This window comes from Micromonospora chaiyaphumensis (assembly GCF_900091435.1).
GTDB classification, from domain to species: domain Bacteria; phylum Actinomycetota; class Actinomycetes; order Mycobacteriales; family Micromonosporaceae; genus Micromonospora; species Micromonospora chaiyaphumensis.
Genome location: NZ_FMCS01000008.1, coordinates 127,375 through 143,339, shown reverse-complemented (window position 1 = coordinate 143,339; position 15,965 = coordinate 127,375). Strand labels below are relative to the sequence as shown.

General features: G+C 74.6%; 14 protein-coding genes. 8 read left to right on the top strand and 6 right to left on the bottom strand.

Annotated elements, in window-relative coordinates:
* Positions 1-16 precede the first annotated feature (16 nt).
* The 5 genes from GA0070214_RS21700 to folP all read right to left on the bottom strand — a co-directional run bounded on the left by GA0070214_RS21700 (position 17) and on the right by folP (position 3,659).
* Positions 17-1,246: an ABC transporter permease gene (locus GA0070214_RS21700; RefSeq protein ID WP_091267622.1), complete on the bottom strand. Its 1,230-nt coding sequence runs from the start codon at positions 1,244-1,246 to the stop codon at positions 17-19.
* Positions 1,247-1,365: 119 nt separating this feature from the next.
* The gene (locus GA0070214_RS21695; protein WP_377463217.1) at positions 1,366-1,851 is read right to left on the bottom strand and encodes a DUF3180 domain-containing protein; all 486 of its coding nucleotides are present in this window, start codon (positions 1,849-1,851) and stop codon (positions 1,366-1,368) included.
* Positions 1,852-1,912: 61 nt separating this feature from the next.
* Positions 1,913-2,440: a 2-amino-4-hydroxy-6-hydroxymethyldihydropteridine diphosphokinase gene (gene folK, locus GA0070214_RS21690; protein ID WP_091267047.1), complete on the bottom strand. Its 528-nt coding sequence runs from the start codon at positions 2,438-2,440 to the stop codon at positions 1,913-1,915.
* Entirely contained in the window at positions 2,437-2,796 is a 360-nt protein-coding gene (folB, locus tag GA0070214_RS21685) for a dihydroneopterin aldolase (RefSeq protein WP_091267043.1), read from the bottom strand. The genes folK and folB overlap by 4 nt, the downstream gene beginning before the upstream one ends.
* Before the next feature lie 5 nt (positions 2,797-2,801).
* Entirely contained in the window at positions 2,802-3,659 is an 858-nt protein-coding gene (folP, locus tag GA0070214_RS21680; protein WP_091267038.1) for a dihydropteroate synthase, read from the bottom strand.
* 361 nt (positions 3,660-4,020) lie between these two features.
* Between folP and GA0070214_RS21675 the strand changes: the two genes are divergently transcribed.
* Genes GA0070214_RS21675 through GA0070214_RS21645 form a run of 7 tightly spaced genes read left to right on the top strand, consistent with a single transcriptional unit; the run spans position 4,021 to position 12,548 of the window.
* Positions 4,021-4,335 carry a hypothetical protein gene (locus tag GA0070214_RS21675; RefSeq protein WP_091267035.1) on the top strand — a complete coding sequence of 105 codons (315 nt, stop codon included), beginning with the start codon at positions 4,021-4,023 and terminating at the stop codon, positions 4,333-4,335.
* A gap of 13 nt (positions 4,336-4,348) precedes the next feature.
* Positions 4,349-4,711 carry a hypothetical protein gene (locus GA0070214_RS21670; RefSeq protein WP_091267032.1) on the top strand — a complete coding sequence of 121 codons (363 nt, stop codon included), beginning with the start codon at positions 4,349-4,351 and terminating at the stop codon, positions 4,709-4,711.
* Positions 4,712-4,760: 49 nt separating this feature from the next.
* Entirely contained in the window at positions 4,761-8,282 is a 3,522-nt protein-coding gene (locus tag GA0070214_RS21665; RefSeq protein WP_091267029.1) for an ATP-binding protein, read from the top strand.
* Between the two features lies 1 nt (position 8,283).
* Positions 8,284-10,206 carry an MraY family glycosyltransferase gene (locus GA0070214_RS21660; protein ID WP_091267026.1) on the top strand — a complete coding sequence of 641 codons (1,923 nt, stop codon included), beginning with the start codon at positions 8,284-8,286 and terminating at the stop codon, positions 10,204-10,206.
* Entirely contained in the window at positions 10,203-10,763 is a 561-nt protein-coding gene (locus GA0070214_RS21655; protein ID WP_091267023.1) for a hypothetical protein, read from the top strand. The genes GA0070214_RS21660 and GA0070214_RS21655 overlap by 4 nt, the downstream gene beginning before the upstream one ends.
* Positions 10,764-10,768: 5 nt before the next feature.
* Positions 10,769-11,935 carry a M23 family metallopeptidase gene (locus GA0070214_RS21650; protein ID WP_091267617.1) on the top strand — a complete coding sequence of 389 codons (1,167 nt, stop codon included), beginning with the start codon at positions 10,769-10,771 and terminating at the stop codon, positions 11,933-11,935.
* A gap of 13 nt (positions 11,936-11,948) precedes the next feature.
* On the top strand, positions 11,949-12,548 hold the full coding sequence (locus GA0070214_RS21645) for a hypothetical protein (protein WP_091267020.1): 600 nt from the start codon (positions 11,949-11,951) through the stop codon (positions 12,546-12,548).
* Between the two features lie 6 nt (positions 12,549-12,554).
* Here GA0070214_RS21645 and GA0070214_RS21640 read toward each other — a convergent pair whose 3' ends face one another.
* Positions 12,555-13,109: a hypothetical protein gene (locus tag GA0070214_RS21640; RefSeq protein ID WP_091267016.1), complete on the bottom strand. Its 555-nt coding sequence runs from the start codon at positions 13,107-13,109 to the stop codon at positions 12,555-12,557.
* Between the two features lie 210 nt (positions 13,110-13,319).
* On the opposite strand from GA0070214_RS21640, the gene GA0070214_RS21635 reads away from it, so the two are divergent.
* Entirely contained in the window at positions 13,320-15,830 is a 2,511-nt protein-coding gene (locus GA0070214_RS21635; RefSeq protein ID WP_091267013.1) for an FtsK/SpoIIIE domain-containing protein, read from the top strand.
* Positions 15,831-15,965: the final 135 nt, after the last annotated feature.

Genomic DNA, 15,965 nt, shown 5'->3' with positions numbered 1-15,965 from the left:
CGCGACGCCGGCGCGGTCAGCGGTCCCCGGCGTCCCAGCGGCGCGGCTCGCTCTCCCAGCGCGGCGACTCCCACGAGTCGACGGTGTCGGTGGTCCGCACCGGCAGCACCGAGGGCCAGGCGTCGGCCGGGTCGGGCGGCGGGGTCAGCGCCCAGCCGGTGCTGATCGCGCCGTCGCCACCCGGCCCCGTCGGGCCGGCCGGGACCGGGTTCGGTGCCGCCGGTCGGGGCCGGCCGAACGTCTCGACCAGCCGGGTGACCAGCAGGCCGGCGCCGAGGGTCGCCCCGCCCACGGCCCACCGGCTGAACGACCAGTCCTGCGCCACGGCCCAGGCCAGGAACACCGCCACCGTGCAGACCGCCAGCAGGGTGCCGAAGATCCCGCCGCGCCGGCCGTACGCGCTGGTGCCGCCGAGCATCACGGCGCCGATGGCCAGCACCGACCAGTCGAGGCCGGTGGCGGGGGTCACCGGACCGTCCCCGTTCGCGGCGATCAGCACCCCGCCGAGCACGGCCAGGACCGTCGAGGCGACCAGCGCCAGCGCGGCGACCGTGGCGGCCACGGCACCCCGCCGCCGGGCCGGGTCGTTGACCGGCCGGAACCGCCCGACCAGCCGGCGGACCGGTTTGATCGCGCCGAAGAGCCCGCCCAGGACGGCCACCGCGGCGAAGCCGACGAAGAGGTAGAGGGCGGTGCGCCGGGGGTCGTAGCCGCCCTGCACCACCACCGGGGTGGTCCGCCGCTCGATGTACACGATCACGCCGGCCGCGCCGGCCAGGCTGGCCGCCCAGCCGGGCACGTGCAGCACCACCACGGCGAGCGCGAGCGCCAGCCCGCCGACCGTCGCCACCACCAGCGCCGGGAGCAGCGCCTCCCGCACGCCCCGGTCGCCCTGCTCGGCGAAATGCAGCGCGGCGGCCAGCGCGACCGGCCCGATCGCCAGGTTCACCGCGGCGGCGCGCAGGCTGAGCCCGGCGGCCAGCGTGAGCAGCCCGAGCCCGGCCACGTCGACCAGCAGCGTCTTCAGGGCACCGCCGCGCAGCGCGTCCGCGTCCTCCCGCCAGAGCAGCCAGGTCAGCGCGGCCAGGCCGAGCAGCAGCAGGAACTCCCAGACCACGTGCACGGCGATCCGGTCCCGGCCGGGCTCACCGTGCGAGGGGTCGTCGAAGACGTTCTCCAGCACGGCCGCGGGCACACCGGACGACGTCTCCACCGGCGCATTCCGGCCCGTCTCGTCGTACGCCATGGCCCGCGCCTCCCACATGGCCAGCCGTGCGGTCCGACGCGCGGGCGGACCGGCGGCGGCCGTTGCTCTCCGGTCGCCAGGCACGGTACCTGCGGGGACAGGTGCTGGGAACCCCCTGTTCAGAGGCGGCCGCGCGGAGTCTCCCGGTCGCCGGGCTCCCGATCCTCGTCGTCCTCCTGCTCGGGGACCCGGCAGGACCGCTCCAGCCAAAGCGCCGCCGCCACCAGGGCGAGCGAGGCGAGCAGGCCCGCCCCGCCGGCCGGCCGGTCGTCCATGGCGGCGTTGGTCGGCTCCAGGAAGAGCCAGCCGGTCAGCCCCGCATAGAAGCCGGCGAAGATGGCCCCGGCCAGCGCGGACGCCTTGGCCAGCGCCACGAACCGGGCGACCAGCAGCGGGTTCACCGGGTCCCGGCCGGGGCGGCGCTCGATCCGGCCGCGGGTGTTGACCGCCGCGTACGCCTCCAGCACGGCCAGGCCCGCCAGGGTGACCACCGGCAGCCAGGGCAGGTCGGGGGCGCTCCCGTAGAAACTGCTGATCAGCAGCCAGGCCAGCGCGGCGGCGGCCAGCGCGGCCACCACCAGCGTGGAGATCCGGGTCGGACCCATCCGGAAACGGTCGGGGTCGCGCGGGGACTGCGCCTGGCTCATGCCGTCCGGCTCCACTGGGTCATGCGTCCGACTCTAACGCCAGATCGGGGCGCGGACCGAGTTCCAGCGCGTCGGAGGCCAGCGGCTCGGCGTTCAGCAGGTCGGTCAGCCAGCCGTGCCCGGGCAGCCGGCCGTGCGGCTCGATGTCGATCCACGGCCGCAGCACGAAGGCCCGCAGGTGGGCCCGGGGGTGCGGCAGGGTCAGCTCCGGATCGGCGCTGTGCACCGGCTCCCCGGCCGCGTCCCAGACCGCGATCACGTCGACGTCGAGGGTGCGCGGCCCGTACCGCCGCTCCGGGTCCCGGGTGCGCCCGGCCGCCGCCTCGGCCGCCCGGGCCCGCGCCAGCCAGTCGCGCGGGGTCGCCGCCGGGTCCGCCACCAGCAGCGCCGCGTTGAGGTACGCGGGCTGGTCGGCGTCCCCCCACGGTGGAGTCTCGTAGACGCCGGAGACCACCAGCACGGTGTCGCCGAACGAGGCCACGGCGGCGCGCAGGTGGGCGAGGCGGTCGCCCAGGTTGCTGCCGATCGACAGCACGGCCCGGCTCATCGGGTACGCCGCATGGTCACCGCCACGTCCCGGAAGGTGTGCGGGATCGGGGCCTCCGGCTTGTGCACGGTGACCGTCGCCGCGGCGACCAGCGGCTCTGCCAGGCAGATCGCGAGCAGGCGGTCGGCGAGCGTCTCGATCAGGTTGACCGGCTCGCCGGTGACCACGCCGACCAGCTTCTCGGCCAGCTCGCCGTAGTGCACGGTGTCGGTCACCTCGTCGGAGCGGGCGGCCGGGGCCAGGTCGAGTTCGAGCACCGCGTCGACCACGAACTCCTGCCCCTGGGCGCGTTCGAAGTCGTAGACGCCGTGCCGGCCGTGCGCGCGCAGGCCGGTCAGCTCGATCCGGTCGGTCATGGCTCTCACTCCTTCGTGGTGGGCCGGGCAAGGCGCGGGCGGCCGGTGGCCCGCCAGACGGCGAGCGCGTCGGCCGTGCCCCGGACGTCGTGCACGCGGACCCCCCAGGCGCCGGCAGCCACGGCGAGCACGCTGGTGGCGACGGTGGCCGCCTCCCGCTCCGCGGTCGGCCGCGGGTTGCCGTCGGGGTCGGCCAGCAGCCGGCCCAGGTAGGACTTGCGGCTCGACCCGAACAGCAGCGGGAAGCCGAGGTCGACCAGCTCGGGCAGGCGGGCGCTGAGCTCCCAGTTGTGCGCGGCGGTCTTCGCGAAGCCCAGGCCCGGGTCGACGATGATCCGGTCGGCGGCCACCCCGGCGGCCAGGGCCTCGTCCACGCGGCGGCTCAGCTCGTCGCGTACGTCGGCCACCACGTCGGTGTAGCGGGCCAGGTCCCGCATCTCGCGCGAGTGGCCCCGCCAGTGCATCAGCACCCAGGGGCAGCCGGCGTCCCGGACCACCCGGGCCATGTCCGGGTCGGCGAGGCCGCCGGAGACGTCGTTGACCACGTCCGCACCGGCGCCGAGGACCGCCTCGGCGACACGGGCCCGGCTGGTGTCGATGCTGACCGGGATGCCGGCTGCGCTCAGCTCGCGGATCACCGGCAGCACCCGGGCGATCTCGGTCTCCGCGTCGACCCGGTCGGCGCCCGGCCGGGTCGACTCGCCGCCCACGTCGACCAGGTCCGCGCCGGCGGCCCGCAGTCGCACTCCGTGTGCGACGGCGGCGTCCAGGTCGGCGTATCTGCCGCCGTCCGAGAAGGAGTCGGGCGTGACGTTGAGGACGCCCATCACCACCGGGGTCTCCGCCCGTACCAGATCGGTCACGGACCCGACAGTACCGGTCGCCAACAGGGCTTCCGGCGACCCCGGCAAGCCCGCCGGACGACGCCCCTGACGTGCGAGTTGGAACAGGTGTACGATCGGTCGTCCGGTCCGTTCCGGGTCGACTCTTCGCGGGTTGTCGCAAAGGTAACCGGGCCGTACGCTTTGGAATTGGCCAGCAGCGAGACGGCGAAGCCTGGAGGGAGGGCCGAAGCGGGAAAAAATCCCCCAAAGCTCACCACCCTCCGTGGTGGGTGACGAACGCAGCGTCGAGGACGCTGTGCTTATCGAGCACCATCCCGCCAGGCTTGCCTTACTTGCACCATCGCGGCACCCCCGGCCGCGACCCCTGGGGAGGTTTCCAGTGATCGCCATCGAGCTCATGGGGACGGCGCACGCCGCCGTCGACCACGCGCTCCACACCCTGGCGTCGACTCCACTCGCCGAGCCGGCACCCAAGGGCATCGACACCAACGGTGTCGTCTCCTTCTTCGCCAGCAAGATCGCGCCGATCCTGCTCGCGGTGCTCGGCGTGATCTTCATCGGCCGGGCCAGCCGGGGTGAGATCTCCAAGGTGCTCACCAGCTCGGCCATCGCGATCATCGGGCTGGCCTTCATCGCCGGCGCCGCCACGCTCTTCTTCGTCGGCGACTACCTCATCAACCTGATGTTCGAATAGGCGTTGGGCGACGATGCGGCTGCGCACCGACGACGACATCTACCGGGCACGCCTCGTCTACCTGGGCCCGCCCGGGTACACCCTTCCCGTCCACCTGCCGTACGCCCAGTACGGCCTGTTCATGCTGCTCGTACCCCTCTACATGTTCATCCACTGGTTGTTCACGCTCCAGGTCGAGCTCTTTCCCGCCTGGGAGATCTCGCTCGCCATCGTGACCACCTCGTTCATCTTCCGGTACGTCGACCCGGACCGGCCGGCGCGCATGGTCATCCGGACCGCGCTGACGGACTGGCGACGCACCCGGGAGCCGGCCGCCGAGCAGCGCGACCCGCGCCTCGTCGCGAGCCGGATCAGGATCCGGGAGGAACTGGCATGACCGGGCGTACGCCGACGGCGCAGACGAACGACGCGGGTGAGGCGGTCGCATGAGTCGCTCTTCCACGCCGGGTTCCCCGGCCGGACGTCCGGCCGGACCCCACGGTAACCGTGCGCGTTCGTTCGACTACCCACCGGACGAGGAGCTGGACGAGGCCACCCTCGACCCGGCACTGGTGCCCAGCCCCCAGCACGGTCGCGTCGGGGTCTTCCAGCCGCCCCGGCCGCTGGCCCCGCGCGGCGCCGAGCAGCGCGAGCCGGTGGTGACCGACAGCGGCGACATCGACTCCCCCTTCCTCGACCTCTTCGGCGGCGCGCAGCCCCGGGTCCGCCGGCCGGCGAGCCCGCCCTCCGGCCCGCCCGTCCCGGTGGAGCCGGTGGTGGCGCCGCCCCGGCGCGGCGTCGGCCGGGACGCGCTGCCCATCCCGCACCAGCACGCGGCGCCGGTCGAGCCGGCCCCGCCGCCCCGGGCCGTCCCGTCCCAGCACGCCGCCCCGGTCGAGTCGGTCGAGCCGGTCGAGCCGCCCCTGCCGATCCCGCTCCAGCACGCCGCTCCGGCGGAGCCGGTCGAGCGACCCCTGCCGCCACCGGCCCTGCCCGCGCGGCCCGAGGACGAGCCACCGGCCGCCCGATTCCGGGAGAGCGCGCCCGGCGTCCGCCCTGTGGGCCGGCCCCGCGAGGCGGTCGAGGCCGCCCGCCCGGCGGCGCACGCCGGCCCCGAAGCGCCGGAGCAGCCCGCCCTCGAACCGGCGCCGGCCACCCGTACCCGGGTGCCGCACCAGGTCGGCGACCGGCTCCCGGCCCTCCGGTCCACCGTCGAGCCGGAGCAGGCCGGGCCGGAGACCCCGATCGAGCGCCCCGCCCGCCGACGCGACCGGCGGAAGGCGGAGCCGCGGCCGGAGGCGCGTGAGCTGGCCACCCCGTCCGGCCGGGAGGTGGCGCCGCCTCGGCAGCGGTCCCCGGAGCGCGGCGGGAAGCCCGCGAAGCCGGTCCGGGTCAGGGCTCCGAAGATCAAGTTCGGTGACCGGGACCCGTCGGTCGAGCTGGCCATCACCGAGATCGCCGGCCACCTCACCTTCACCCCCAACACGGTCACCGCCTGGTACTGGCTGCCCGAGGTGCGCTGGGCGTTCCGCCCCGACGCCGAGCGCGAGGCGCTGCTCTCCGCGATCTCCGAGCAGTACGCCGGCCTCGCCGGCTTCCGGCTGCACCTGCGCCGCACCACCCGGCCGTTCCCGGCCGACGAGTGGGCCCGCACCATCGACGCGCACACCGCCGCGCCGCTGCCCGACGTGCCTGGCACCACCGGCTGGGCCGACCACCTGGTCGCGGCGCAACGGCACCTCATGGCGGTCAACCACGCCGAGGGCCAGACCTACCTCGGCGTCACCTTCGCCCGCCGGTCACTCGGCGACTCGCTCACCGAACGGCTGCTGCGCACCTTCGGGCGGGGCACCGCCGACGGCGAGCGGCGCCGGCTGGGCCGCACCGTCGAGCAGTTCGACGAGGTGCTCGGCGCGTTCGGCATGCGTGGCCGCCGGGTCACCGCCCAGGAGCTGGAGTGGCTGCTCTACCGCTCGGTGGCGCTGTGCATGGCCCCGCCCGGCGTGCTCTCCCCGGTCACCAACGGGCGGTGGGAACGCGGCGACCTGCTGGCGCTCACCGAGCAGGTCGAGCGCTACCGCACCCCGTACGGCTCCACCGTGAAGCTGGTCAACCGGATGACCGGCGAGGAGCGGCACGTGGCCGTGCTCGCGGTCGGCCGGATGGAGCCGCTGGAGATCCCCGAACGGCACGAGCCGTGGCTGCATTTCCACGAGCGGCTGCCCTGGCCCATGGAGCTCTCGACCCGGGTCGACATCCTCGGCCCCGGCGACTCCTTCCGGAACCTCGAACACCGCCTCCGGATGATCCGGTCCCAGCAGCTCGACTACGCCGAGCACGGCATCGACGCCCCACCCGAGCTGGAGCGGCTGGCCAAGCGGGCGCTGGTGATCGGCGACGAGATGACCACCGGCCTGCCGGTGGACTCGGCCCGCGCGCACGGCTGGCACCGCATCGCGGTCGGCGGCCGGACCCGCGAGGAGTGCCTGGAACGGGCCCGCCGGCTCATCCAGCTCTACCAGCGCGAGCTGCGCATCTCGCTGCAGCACCCGAAGAACCAGGACTGGCTGGCCCGCGAGTTCATCCCCGGCGAGCCGATCGCCAACACCGGCTACGTGCGGCGGATGCCGGTCAACCTGCTCGCCGCCGCGCTGCCGCAGGCCGCCTCCACGGTCGGCGACCGGCGTGGTGACCTGATCGGCCGGACCGCCGGCACCTGCCGCCGCCCGGTCTTCCTCGACCTGCACTTCCCCATGGAGGTCCGTGAGCGCTCCGGTCTCGCCGTCTTCGTGGCCGAGCCGGGCGGCGGCAAGTCCACCCTGCTCGGCGCACTCGGCTACCTGGCCGCTCGCCGAGGCGTGCAGGTGACCCTGCTCGACCCGTCCGGCCCGCTGGCCCGGCTCTGTGCCATGCCCGAGCTGGCGCCCTACTCGCGGGTGCTCAACCTGACCGGCTCGGAGCAGGGCACCCTGGCCCCGTACGCGCTGATCCCCACGCCGCTGCGCAGCGAGTTCGGCGCCGGGGCGGCCGGCGACCGGGAGTTCGAGATCGCGGTCTCCAACGCCCGCGCCGAGCGCCGGATGCTCGTGCAGGACATCTGCATGATGCTGGTGCCGCCGCAGGTGGCCCGGGAGGCGTCCACCGCCACCCTGTTCCGGCACGCCGTACGCCAGGTGCCGGCCGAGGAGACCTCCACCCTGGACGACGTGGTCGCCTGCCTTCAGGGCCTCGACGACGACGCCGGCCGGGAACTGGCCAACCTGCTCCTCGACACCGCCGAGATGCCGCTGGCCATGCTCTTCTTCGGCCGCCCGCCGGAGGGGCTGCTCGGCGCCGACGCGGCGCTCACCGTGATCACCATGGCCGGGCTCCGGCTGCCCGACCTCAAGATCGAGCGGGAGTACTGGTCCGCCGAGGAGGCGCTGGCCCTGCCGATGCTGCACACCGCGCACCGGCTGGCCGTCCGCCGCTGCTACGGCGGCTCGATGTCCTCCCGCAAGCTGGTCGGCCTTGACGAGGCGCACTTCATGGAGGGCTGGCGCTCCGGCCGGTCGTTCCTGGTCCGCCTGGCCCGCGACTCACGCAAGTGGAACCTGGCCGCGCTCGTCGCCTCGCAGAACCCGAAGGACATCCTCGGGCTCGACGTGCAGAACCTGGTCTCCACCGTCTTCGTCGGCCGGATCGCCGAGGACACCGAGATCGCCTCCGAGGCGCTGCGGCTGCTCCGGGTGCCGGTCAACGACGGCTACGAGGCCACCCTCGCCTCGCTGTCCCAGGCCGACAGCGGTTCGGCCGCCCGGCTCGGCTTCCGCGAGTTCGTCATGCGCGACGTCGACGGCCGCGTGCAGAAGGTCCGGGTCGACGTGTCGTACGTCGACGGGCTGCTGGAGCACCTGGACACCACCCCCGCCGCGGTCGCCCGGGCCGCCGGGCAGCTGCCGACCGTCCTGGCTGATCTGGAGGCGTGACATGGCGCGGGCACGGATCGCGGCGCTCCTCCTCGCACTCGGCCTGCTGGCCGGGGCCACGATCTCCTGGCCGCTGGTCGGGGCGACACCCGCGTACGCCGCCGTGCCGGCCGCCCAGGCCCGGGCCGAGCTGTGCAGCACCAAGGAGTGGCAGGCGGACTTCCGCGCCTGCGTGGCCAAGCTGAAGGCGGTCAGCGAGGATCAGGTCGAGTGCCGCAACGCCCCGGTGCCCGGCGCTCCGGACTCCGGCCTGGCCGGGTGGTTCGCGTCCCGCCCCGACTCCGCGAAGCAGCCCGGCCCCAAGGGCCTCTACAGCGACTACGGGTACGCCGGATACAGCTACACGACGTACGACGTCGACGGTGGCTGCGCCTCCTCGGTGCTGCATCCGGACTACCGCTTCACCACGATGGTGGCGAACGGCGAGTTCATGTTCGCCAACGCGATCATCGGCGCGTCCAACGCGCTGCGCGAGCGCGCCTGGGACCCGCGCACCATGTGGGGCTGGGCGGACCCGCTGGTGGAACAGGCCACCAAGGCCGTCTACCAGAAGGTGTTCAGCGTCTTCGGCATCATCACCATCTGCGTGGTCGGCCTCTATCTGCTCTGGCGCTCCCGCCAGTCGGACATGAGCAACGCCATGACCACGGCCGGCTGGGCCATCCTCGTGATGGTGGCGGTGACGGCGTTGGCCGCCTGGCCGGTCAAGTCGGCGAACATCGCCGACAACACCCTCATCACCACCCTCGGCGTGGTGCACGATGCCGTCGGTCCGACGTCCAAGGACATCCCCCCGGACAAGTGCGTCCTGCCGAATCCAGATGCCTGTATCGACAAGCGCCCGCCCGCAGTCCGTGCCAGCGACACCGCAACCGAGACCATGCTCTACCGCAACTGGCTACGGGGCGTGCTCGGCTCCGCCGACAGTGAGACCGCCAAGAAGTACGGTCCGGCGCTCTACGACGCCAAGTCCCTGACCTGGGGCGAAGCGGAGTCGATCCGCGCCAAGCCCGCTACCCGCGAAGTAATCATCAAGGCAAAGCAGCAGCAGTGGGCACGGGTGGCCGAGCAGATCAAGTCCGAGGATCCGGAGGCGTACGAGTACCTCCAGGGCGTCCGGGACATGGACCGGGTCGGGGCGGGCTTCATCGCGGTGCTGGCCTCGCTGCTCTTTGCCATGTTCGACCTGACCGCGTCGCTGCTGGTGCTGCTCGGCTTCCTGATCTTCCGCTGGGCGGTGATCGCCGCGCCGATCCTGGGCACCGTCGGGCTGATGCGTCCCGCGAGCGCCGGCCTGCGGCGACTGGCGAACGCCGTGGTCGCCGCCGTGTTCAACATCGCCATCTTCGGCACCGGCGCGGCCATCTACCTGTTCGCCGTGGATCTGATCATGAACACACCGACGCTGCCCGGCTGGCTCCAGGTGGTCCTGGTCTGGCTCTGCGGCGTGGTGGGCTGGCTGCTGCTCCGCCCGTACCGGCGAATCACGCAGCTCGGCGGCAAGGACAGCAGCGAGGCCGTCAGCTCGGCCGGCTCCTGGCACCGGCGCTTCTTCCGGGACATGCGGATCGCCGCCCGGCTCGACGTGGCCGAGCCGGGTGGCACCGCCGAGCCGACGATGGGCCGGCGGCGGGCCGTGACCGCCGACCAGCGCAGCCTCCGGCCCGAGGCACGGCACGAGGACCCCGCGCACACCGTGGTCGAACGGGAGCGCCCCGACGGGCGGGAGCAGCCCGACGAGGTTCCGGCGGCCGAACGCCGGTCCGGCCGCACGGCCGCACCGCGGCCGCGCCGCGCACCGGCGAGCTGGACCGGCCCCGACGTGCCCGAGGAGGCGCCCGCCTTCACCGTCTACCGGCCGGACTCGGCCGACCGCGCCCCGGCGCCGAAGCCGGCGCCGCGGGTTCGCTCCGAGGCGCGGTGAATCCGGTGCGGCGGGCGCTGGAGTTCCTGTTCACCCGGGTGCTGCGCTCTCGGCTGGGCGTCGCGCTGGTGATCGCCGTCCTGGTCTTCGGTGTGATCGGCGCGGCCCGGCTGGTCTCCGGGCCGGTCGACTCGACCCTCGGCCTGAGCACCCGCCCGAGCCAGCCGATCAGCACCGTGGACCCGCACGCCGGTGACGACGGGGTGCTGTCGAGCCCGCCGGCGGCGGTCGCCCCGAAGACGCGACCGGGCGAGGCCACCCCCGAGCAGACCGCCGGGCGGTTCACCACGGCCTGGCTGACGGGCCCGGGCAGCACCGCCGAGGCCTGGCAGTCGCGGCTGCGGCCGCTCTCCACGCCCGCGCTCCTCGAGAAGATGACCGGCGCCGACCCGGAAACCGTGCCCGCGCGGCGGGTCACCGGCGCCGTGACCCTCCGGGCGCGGACGGAGTCCTTCGTGGAGGCGCTGGTCCCGCTCGACGACGGCCGGCTCCGGCTCGAACTGGTGGCGCCCGACGGCCGGTGGCTGGTGGACGCGGTCGACTGGGAGCGGCAGTGAGCGCCGTGGCCGGTGTCACCGCGCCGATCCGCCGCAAGCTGCGGGTCGGCGTGCTGGTCACCGCGGTCACCACGGTGCTCACCCTGCTCTGCTGCGTCGGGGGTGCGGGCGCCTTCCTCCTCACCGAGCTCGGCGGCGACCAGAAGGACGGCGTGCTCGCCGGCCTGAACTGCGACCCGGCCTACCAGGTCGACCTCACCGGGGACATGCCACGCTTCACGGAGTACGGCGACGCCCAGCTTCGCAACGCCGCCGTCATCGTCAAGGTCGGCCAGGACATGAAGGTGCCCGCCCGCGGTTGGGTCATCGCGCTGGCCACCGCCATGCAGGAGTCCGCGCTGCGCAACCTGGCGAACCGGAAGGTACCGGCGTCCCTGGCCCTGCCGCACGAGGGCGTCGGCGCCGACCACGACTCGCTGGGCCTGTTCCAGCAGCGGCCCGGGTGGGGCAGCGTGGAGCAGCGGATGACCCCGTCCTACACGGCCCGAAAGTTCTACGAGAAGTTGGTCAAGGTGCGGGACTGGCAGCACCGGCCGCTCACCGTGGTGGCGCAGCGGGTGCAGGTCAGCGCCTTCCCGGACGCCTACGCGAAGCACGAGGACCTGGCCGGCCGGATCGTGGACGCCCTCGCGGGCGGGGCGGCCCGGACCGTCGAGATCGACGGCAAGGCGGTCTGCGACGCCGCCGCCGGGGCCCGGATCGCCGCCTCCGGCTGGACCGCCCCGCTCCCCGGTGGCGTCGTCTCGGGCTTCCGCACCACCGAGCGGCCCAGCCACAACGGGGTCGACCTCGCCGCCGACAAGGAGACGCCGATCCACGCCGCGTCCGCCGGTCGGGTACTGGTGGCCCGCTGCGACCCCGACCACTCTGGAAAGCGCGACTGCGACCGGGACGGCTGGCCGGGCAAGGGCGGCTGCGGCTGGTTCGTCGACATCCTGCACGCGGGCGGCTACATCACCCGCTACTGCCACATGATCCACCGGCCGCAGGTCGTGCCGGGGCAGATGGTGGAGGCCGGCGACCAGATCGGACTCTCCGGGAGCAGCGGCAACTCCTCCGGCCCGCACCTGCACTTCGAGGTGCATGTGGAGGGCGACCGCTCCAGCCGGGGGGCGATCAACCCCGTGCCGTTCATGCGGGAGCGGGGCGCCCCGGTGGACGGGACGGCGTGAGGCGCACCGGAACATGAGCAACCCGCTGCCCGACCCCTTCGCGGACCAGCCGGACTGGGCTCCGCAGCCACCCCGACCGGTCGAGATCGTCCCGGCGACCGGCCGGATCGAGCTGCGTGGCCGCCGCGTGCTCGTCGGCCTGCCCGGCCTCGGCTGGCGCGGTGACCTGCGCGCCGACGAGCGGGTGGTGCAGGGCAGCCGGACCTACGTGCCGGTCATCCCGGAACACGAGTGGTATCGCGCCGAGTCCGAGCAGGTGGAGGTCTTCGCACCGCTGGTGCCGGTGGAGCGGGTCTGGGTGGAGACCGTGGGCGAGCGGCGGCCGTCGGCGGCGCCGACCGAGCCGGGCCTCCGGCTGGTCTCGCTCGACGCGCCCACCCGGCGTCCGCCCACACCGGTCTTCGAGGCCGACGCGGTGGCCGGTCGGCGCGTGGTGCACGTGACCGGCTCGGTGGAGCAGCGGGACCTCCGCGCGGTCACCGAGACCTACTCGGGCGCGGACGGGGACATCTGCGTCCGGGTGGCCCCGGAGCTGGAGTGGTACCGGTGGGCCTGGCGCGGCCAGGCACCCACCACCCTGGAGGTGCCGGTGCACCTGCTGTGGCTGGAGTGAGATCGGTCAGGAACGCTTGGCCGTGCAGAGGCGCCATCCGTCCCGGTGCTCCGCTTCGAAGCGCCAGCTCTGCCGGTCGCTCTGCGAGATCCCGTCCACGAAGGCCGAGATGACCAGATCGGCCCGGACGTCGGCGCGCTCCCCCTGCTGCTGCACAGTGAGCGCCTCCCACCCTACGGAGATCTTTGTCCCGAAGCGCCCTTCTCGGGCCACGAGGTCGTCGCGGAGAAGCTTCAAGTCCCCCAGGTCAGCGCCGTTTTCGCAGGCGAACTCATTCGCCTTGGTGTCATTGCGATCGTCGAAGAAGGCTTGGATGTAGTTGGCCACCGTGACCTCGGGGCTGCTGCGATCGGGCGCGGTGGCTCGGTCGTACAGCACGAACCCGACGATGCCGCCGCCGATGCAGACCAGCGCCAGCACCCCGGCGACCACGGCGAGCACGGTCCGCAGCCGCCGCTTCGGGCGTACCGGCGCCGGAGCGGGCGCGGGCGGCGCCAACTGCTCGGGCGGGGTCCGCTGCGCCGGTACGCGGGAGACCTGGGAACCGGCGGGGGGCTGCACTGATTCCACCTCCTGAGGCTATCGGCTGCACGCCGCGTACCCAATGCCTCAGAACTGGCGGATCGTGGCGAACCGCCGACCCGGGCCGGCGCGTGAGCCTGCTCACCGCGGAGCCGGGCACCGCGCCGACCGACATCCCGGAGGACGGCCCCCGGCTGGGATACCGTCACAGCCGGGGAGGAGTGTCGGCCTCGGGAAGAGAGGTGGACGGTGGCGAGTCCGAAGGCGCGCGCCGGCCGGGCCGCCGCGCTGCACCGCAGGGCCGAGGCCACCGCGACCGCGGCGGCCGGGATCCTCGACGAGATCCGGCCCGCTCCCGCCGATCACCACCGGCAGTACGAGCTGGCCGAGCGGCTCCGTGCCGCGGCGGCGGTCGCCGCGCCGGGCTGGGCCGGCGAGCCGCTGGAGACGCTGACCCCGACGACCGCGCCGGGAGACGGTCCGCCCGCCTTCGTGCGGGTCGGTGTCGCCGCACCGCTGGACGACGCCCGGTTCCCCACCCTCGTGCCGCTGCTCGGCAGTGGACATCTGAGCGTCGACGCCGACGCCGGCGATCCGAGGGTGGCCGGGCTGCTCCGGGCCCTGCTGCTGCGGCTGTTCGCGGCCAGTCCGGCCGGCGCCCTGCTGGCCCGCGCGGTCGACGGCGGCTCGGGTGCCACCTTCGCCGGATACGCGGCGCTGGCCGACGCGGGCCTGCTGCCGCCGCCCGCCACCGACCTGGCCGGGCTCCGGGCGGTGCTGGCCGAGGCCGAGCAGTGGGTGGCCGCCGGCACGGCCCGCCAGCGCGGGCACGACCGCACGCTGCTGGTGGTGGTGGCCGCCCTGCCCGACGGGGTCGCACCGTCCGATCTCGACCGGCTCGCCGAACTGGCCGACCGGGGTCCGCGGGCCGGGCTGCACCTGGTGGTGGCCGGTTGGCCCGCCGGTACGCCGCTGCCGCAGGCCACCCCGCTCGCGGTGCGCACCGCGTACGCGCTGGTCGGTGACCCGCCCGGCGCCGGTTTCAGCAGCCCTGCGGCGGAGTCGCCGGGCGGGCTGAACTCGCCGGTCTTCCTTGACGAGGATCCGCCCGGCGAGCTGGTCACCGGTGTGTGCCGGCGGCTGGTCCGGCAGATCGAGGACGGCTCCCGCCTGGCCCTCACCGACCTGCTGCCCGGCGACCTGTGGGCGGAGGGTTCGGTCGACGGGCTCACCACGACGGTCGGTGACGCCGCGGGGCGGCCGGTCAGCCTGGGCTTCACCGAGCTGACCCCGCACTGGCTGGTCAGCGGCCGCTCCCAGGCCGGGCGCTCGGCGTTCCTCACCGACGCGCTCTTCGGCCTGGCCGCCCGCTACGGCCCCGACGAGCTGGTCCTCTACCTGGCCGACGTCGACGACGGCGAGTCCTTCGTGGAGTTCCTCCAGACCGAGCGGGACCGGTCGTGGGTGCCGCAGGTCCGGGCCGCCGGGATGGCCGCCGACCGCGAGTACGTGGCGGACCTGCTCGGCGAGCTGGAGGCCGAGCTGCGCCGCCGGGAGGAGGCGGCCCGGCGGGCCGGCGGGCAGCGTTACGCCGAGCTGCGCCAGCACCAGTCGCTGCCCCGGATCGTCTGCGTGATCGACAACTTCCCGCTGCTGCTGCGCGAGCGGGACCGGCTCGCCGCCGACCTGCTGACCCGGCTCGACGGGCTGGCCCGCGCCGCCCGGTCGTACGGGATCCACCTGGTCCTGGCCGGCGAGGGCGACCTCGGCATCGGTGGCCCGCGGGACCCGCTGCTCGGCCAGTTCCCGGTGCGGGTGGCGCTGCCGGGCGGTTCGGCCGTGCTGGAGCCGACCAACGACGCGGCGGCCGGCCTGCCGGTGGGCAGCGCCGTGGTGAACACCGCCGGTGGGCTGGGCGGCCCGCGCGGCGCGACCCGGGGCCACGAACGGATGATCCGGTTCCCCGACCCGCACGACGACCCGGCCGTCCTCGCCGACCTGCGGCACCGGCTCTGGTCGGCCCGGCCCGAGGGGACCGCCCCGCCGGTGGTCTTCGCCGGGTTCGCCCGCCCGCTGCTCGCCAACGACCCGCGGCACCGGGCCGCGCTGGCCGGGCGGGCGCACGCGCCCGCCGCCCTGCTCGGCCGGGCGGTGGACGTCCGGCGCTCCACGGTGGCCGTGCCGCTCGGGCCGGCCGCCGGCCGGAACCTGGCCGTGCTGGGCCGCGACGAGGAGGCCGAGCGGCTGCTGGGCACGGCGGTCCGCAGCGCGGCGGCGGCGCACCCCGGCGCGACGCGGTTCGTGCTGGCGCCGCTGGCCAACGGGTCGGCCGAGCCGGCCGGCGTGCTGGCCGCCGAGCTGGCCGGGCGGCACCGGGTGGAGATCGTCGACGTGACCGGGCTGCGGGCGGCGATGGCCTCGGACGAGCCGGGTTACCTCGTGGTGTTCGGCCTGGACGTGCCGGACGCGAACGAACTGCCGCCCGACCTGCTGCGGGCGCTGCTGCTGGAGGGCCCACCGGCCGGCCGGCACCTGCTCGGCTGGTGGCGCACGGTGGCCCCGCTGGCCGGGCTGCTCGGTCCCGAGGGCGAGGTGGACAAGCTCACCGCCGTGGTGGTCACCGACGTGCCCGGCGCCCGGCTGGAGCAGCTCTTCGACCGCCCGGTGCTCTGGCGGCCACGGCCGGGCCGCGCGGTGCTCTGGGACGGCCCCGGCGAGCAGGGCACGGTCCTGGTGCCGTTCGGGGAGGGATCATCGTGAGCGCGAGGAGTGAGCCGGTCTTGCGAGCCCCGCAGTCGCGAACCCAGGAGACATCGTGAGCGCGAGGAGTGAGCCGGTCTTGCGAGCCCCGCAGTCGCGAACCCAGGAGACATCGTGAGCGCGAGGAGTGAGCCG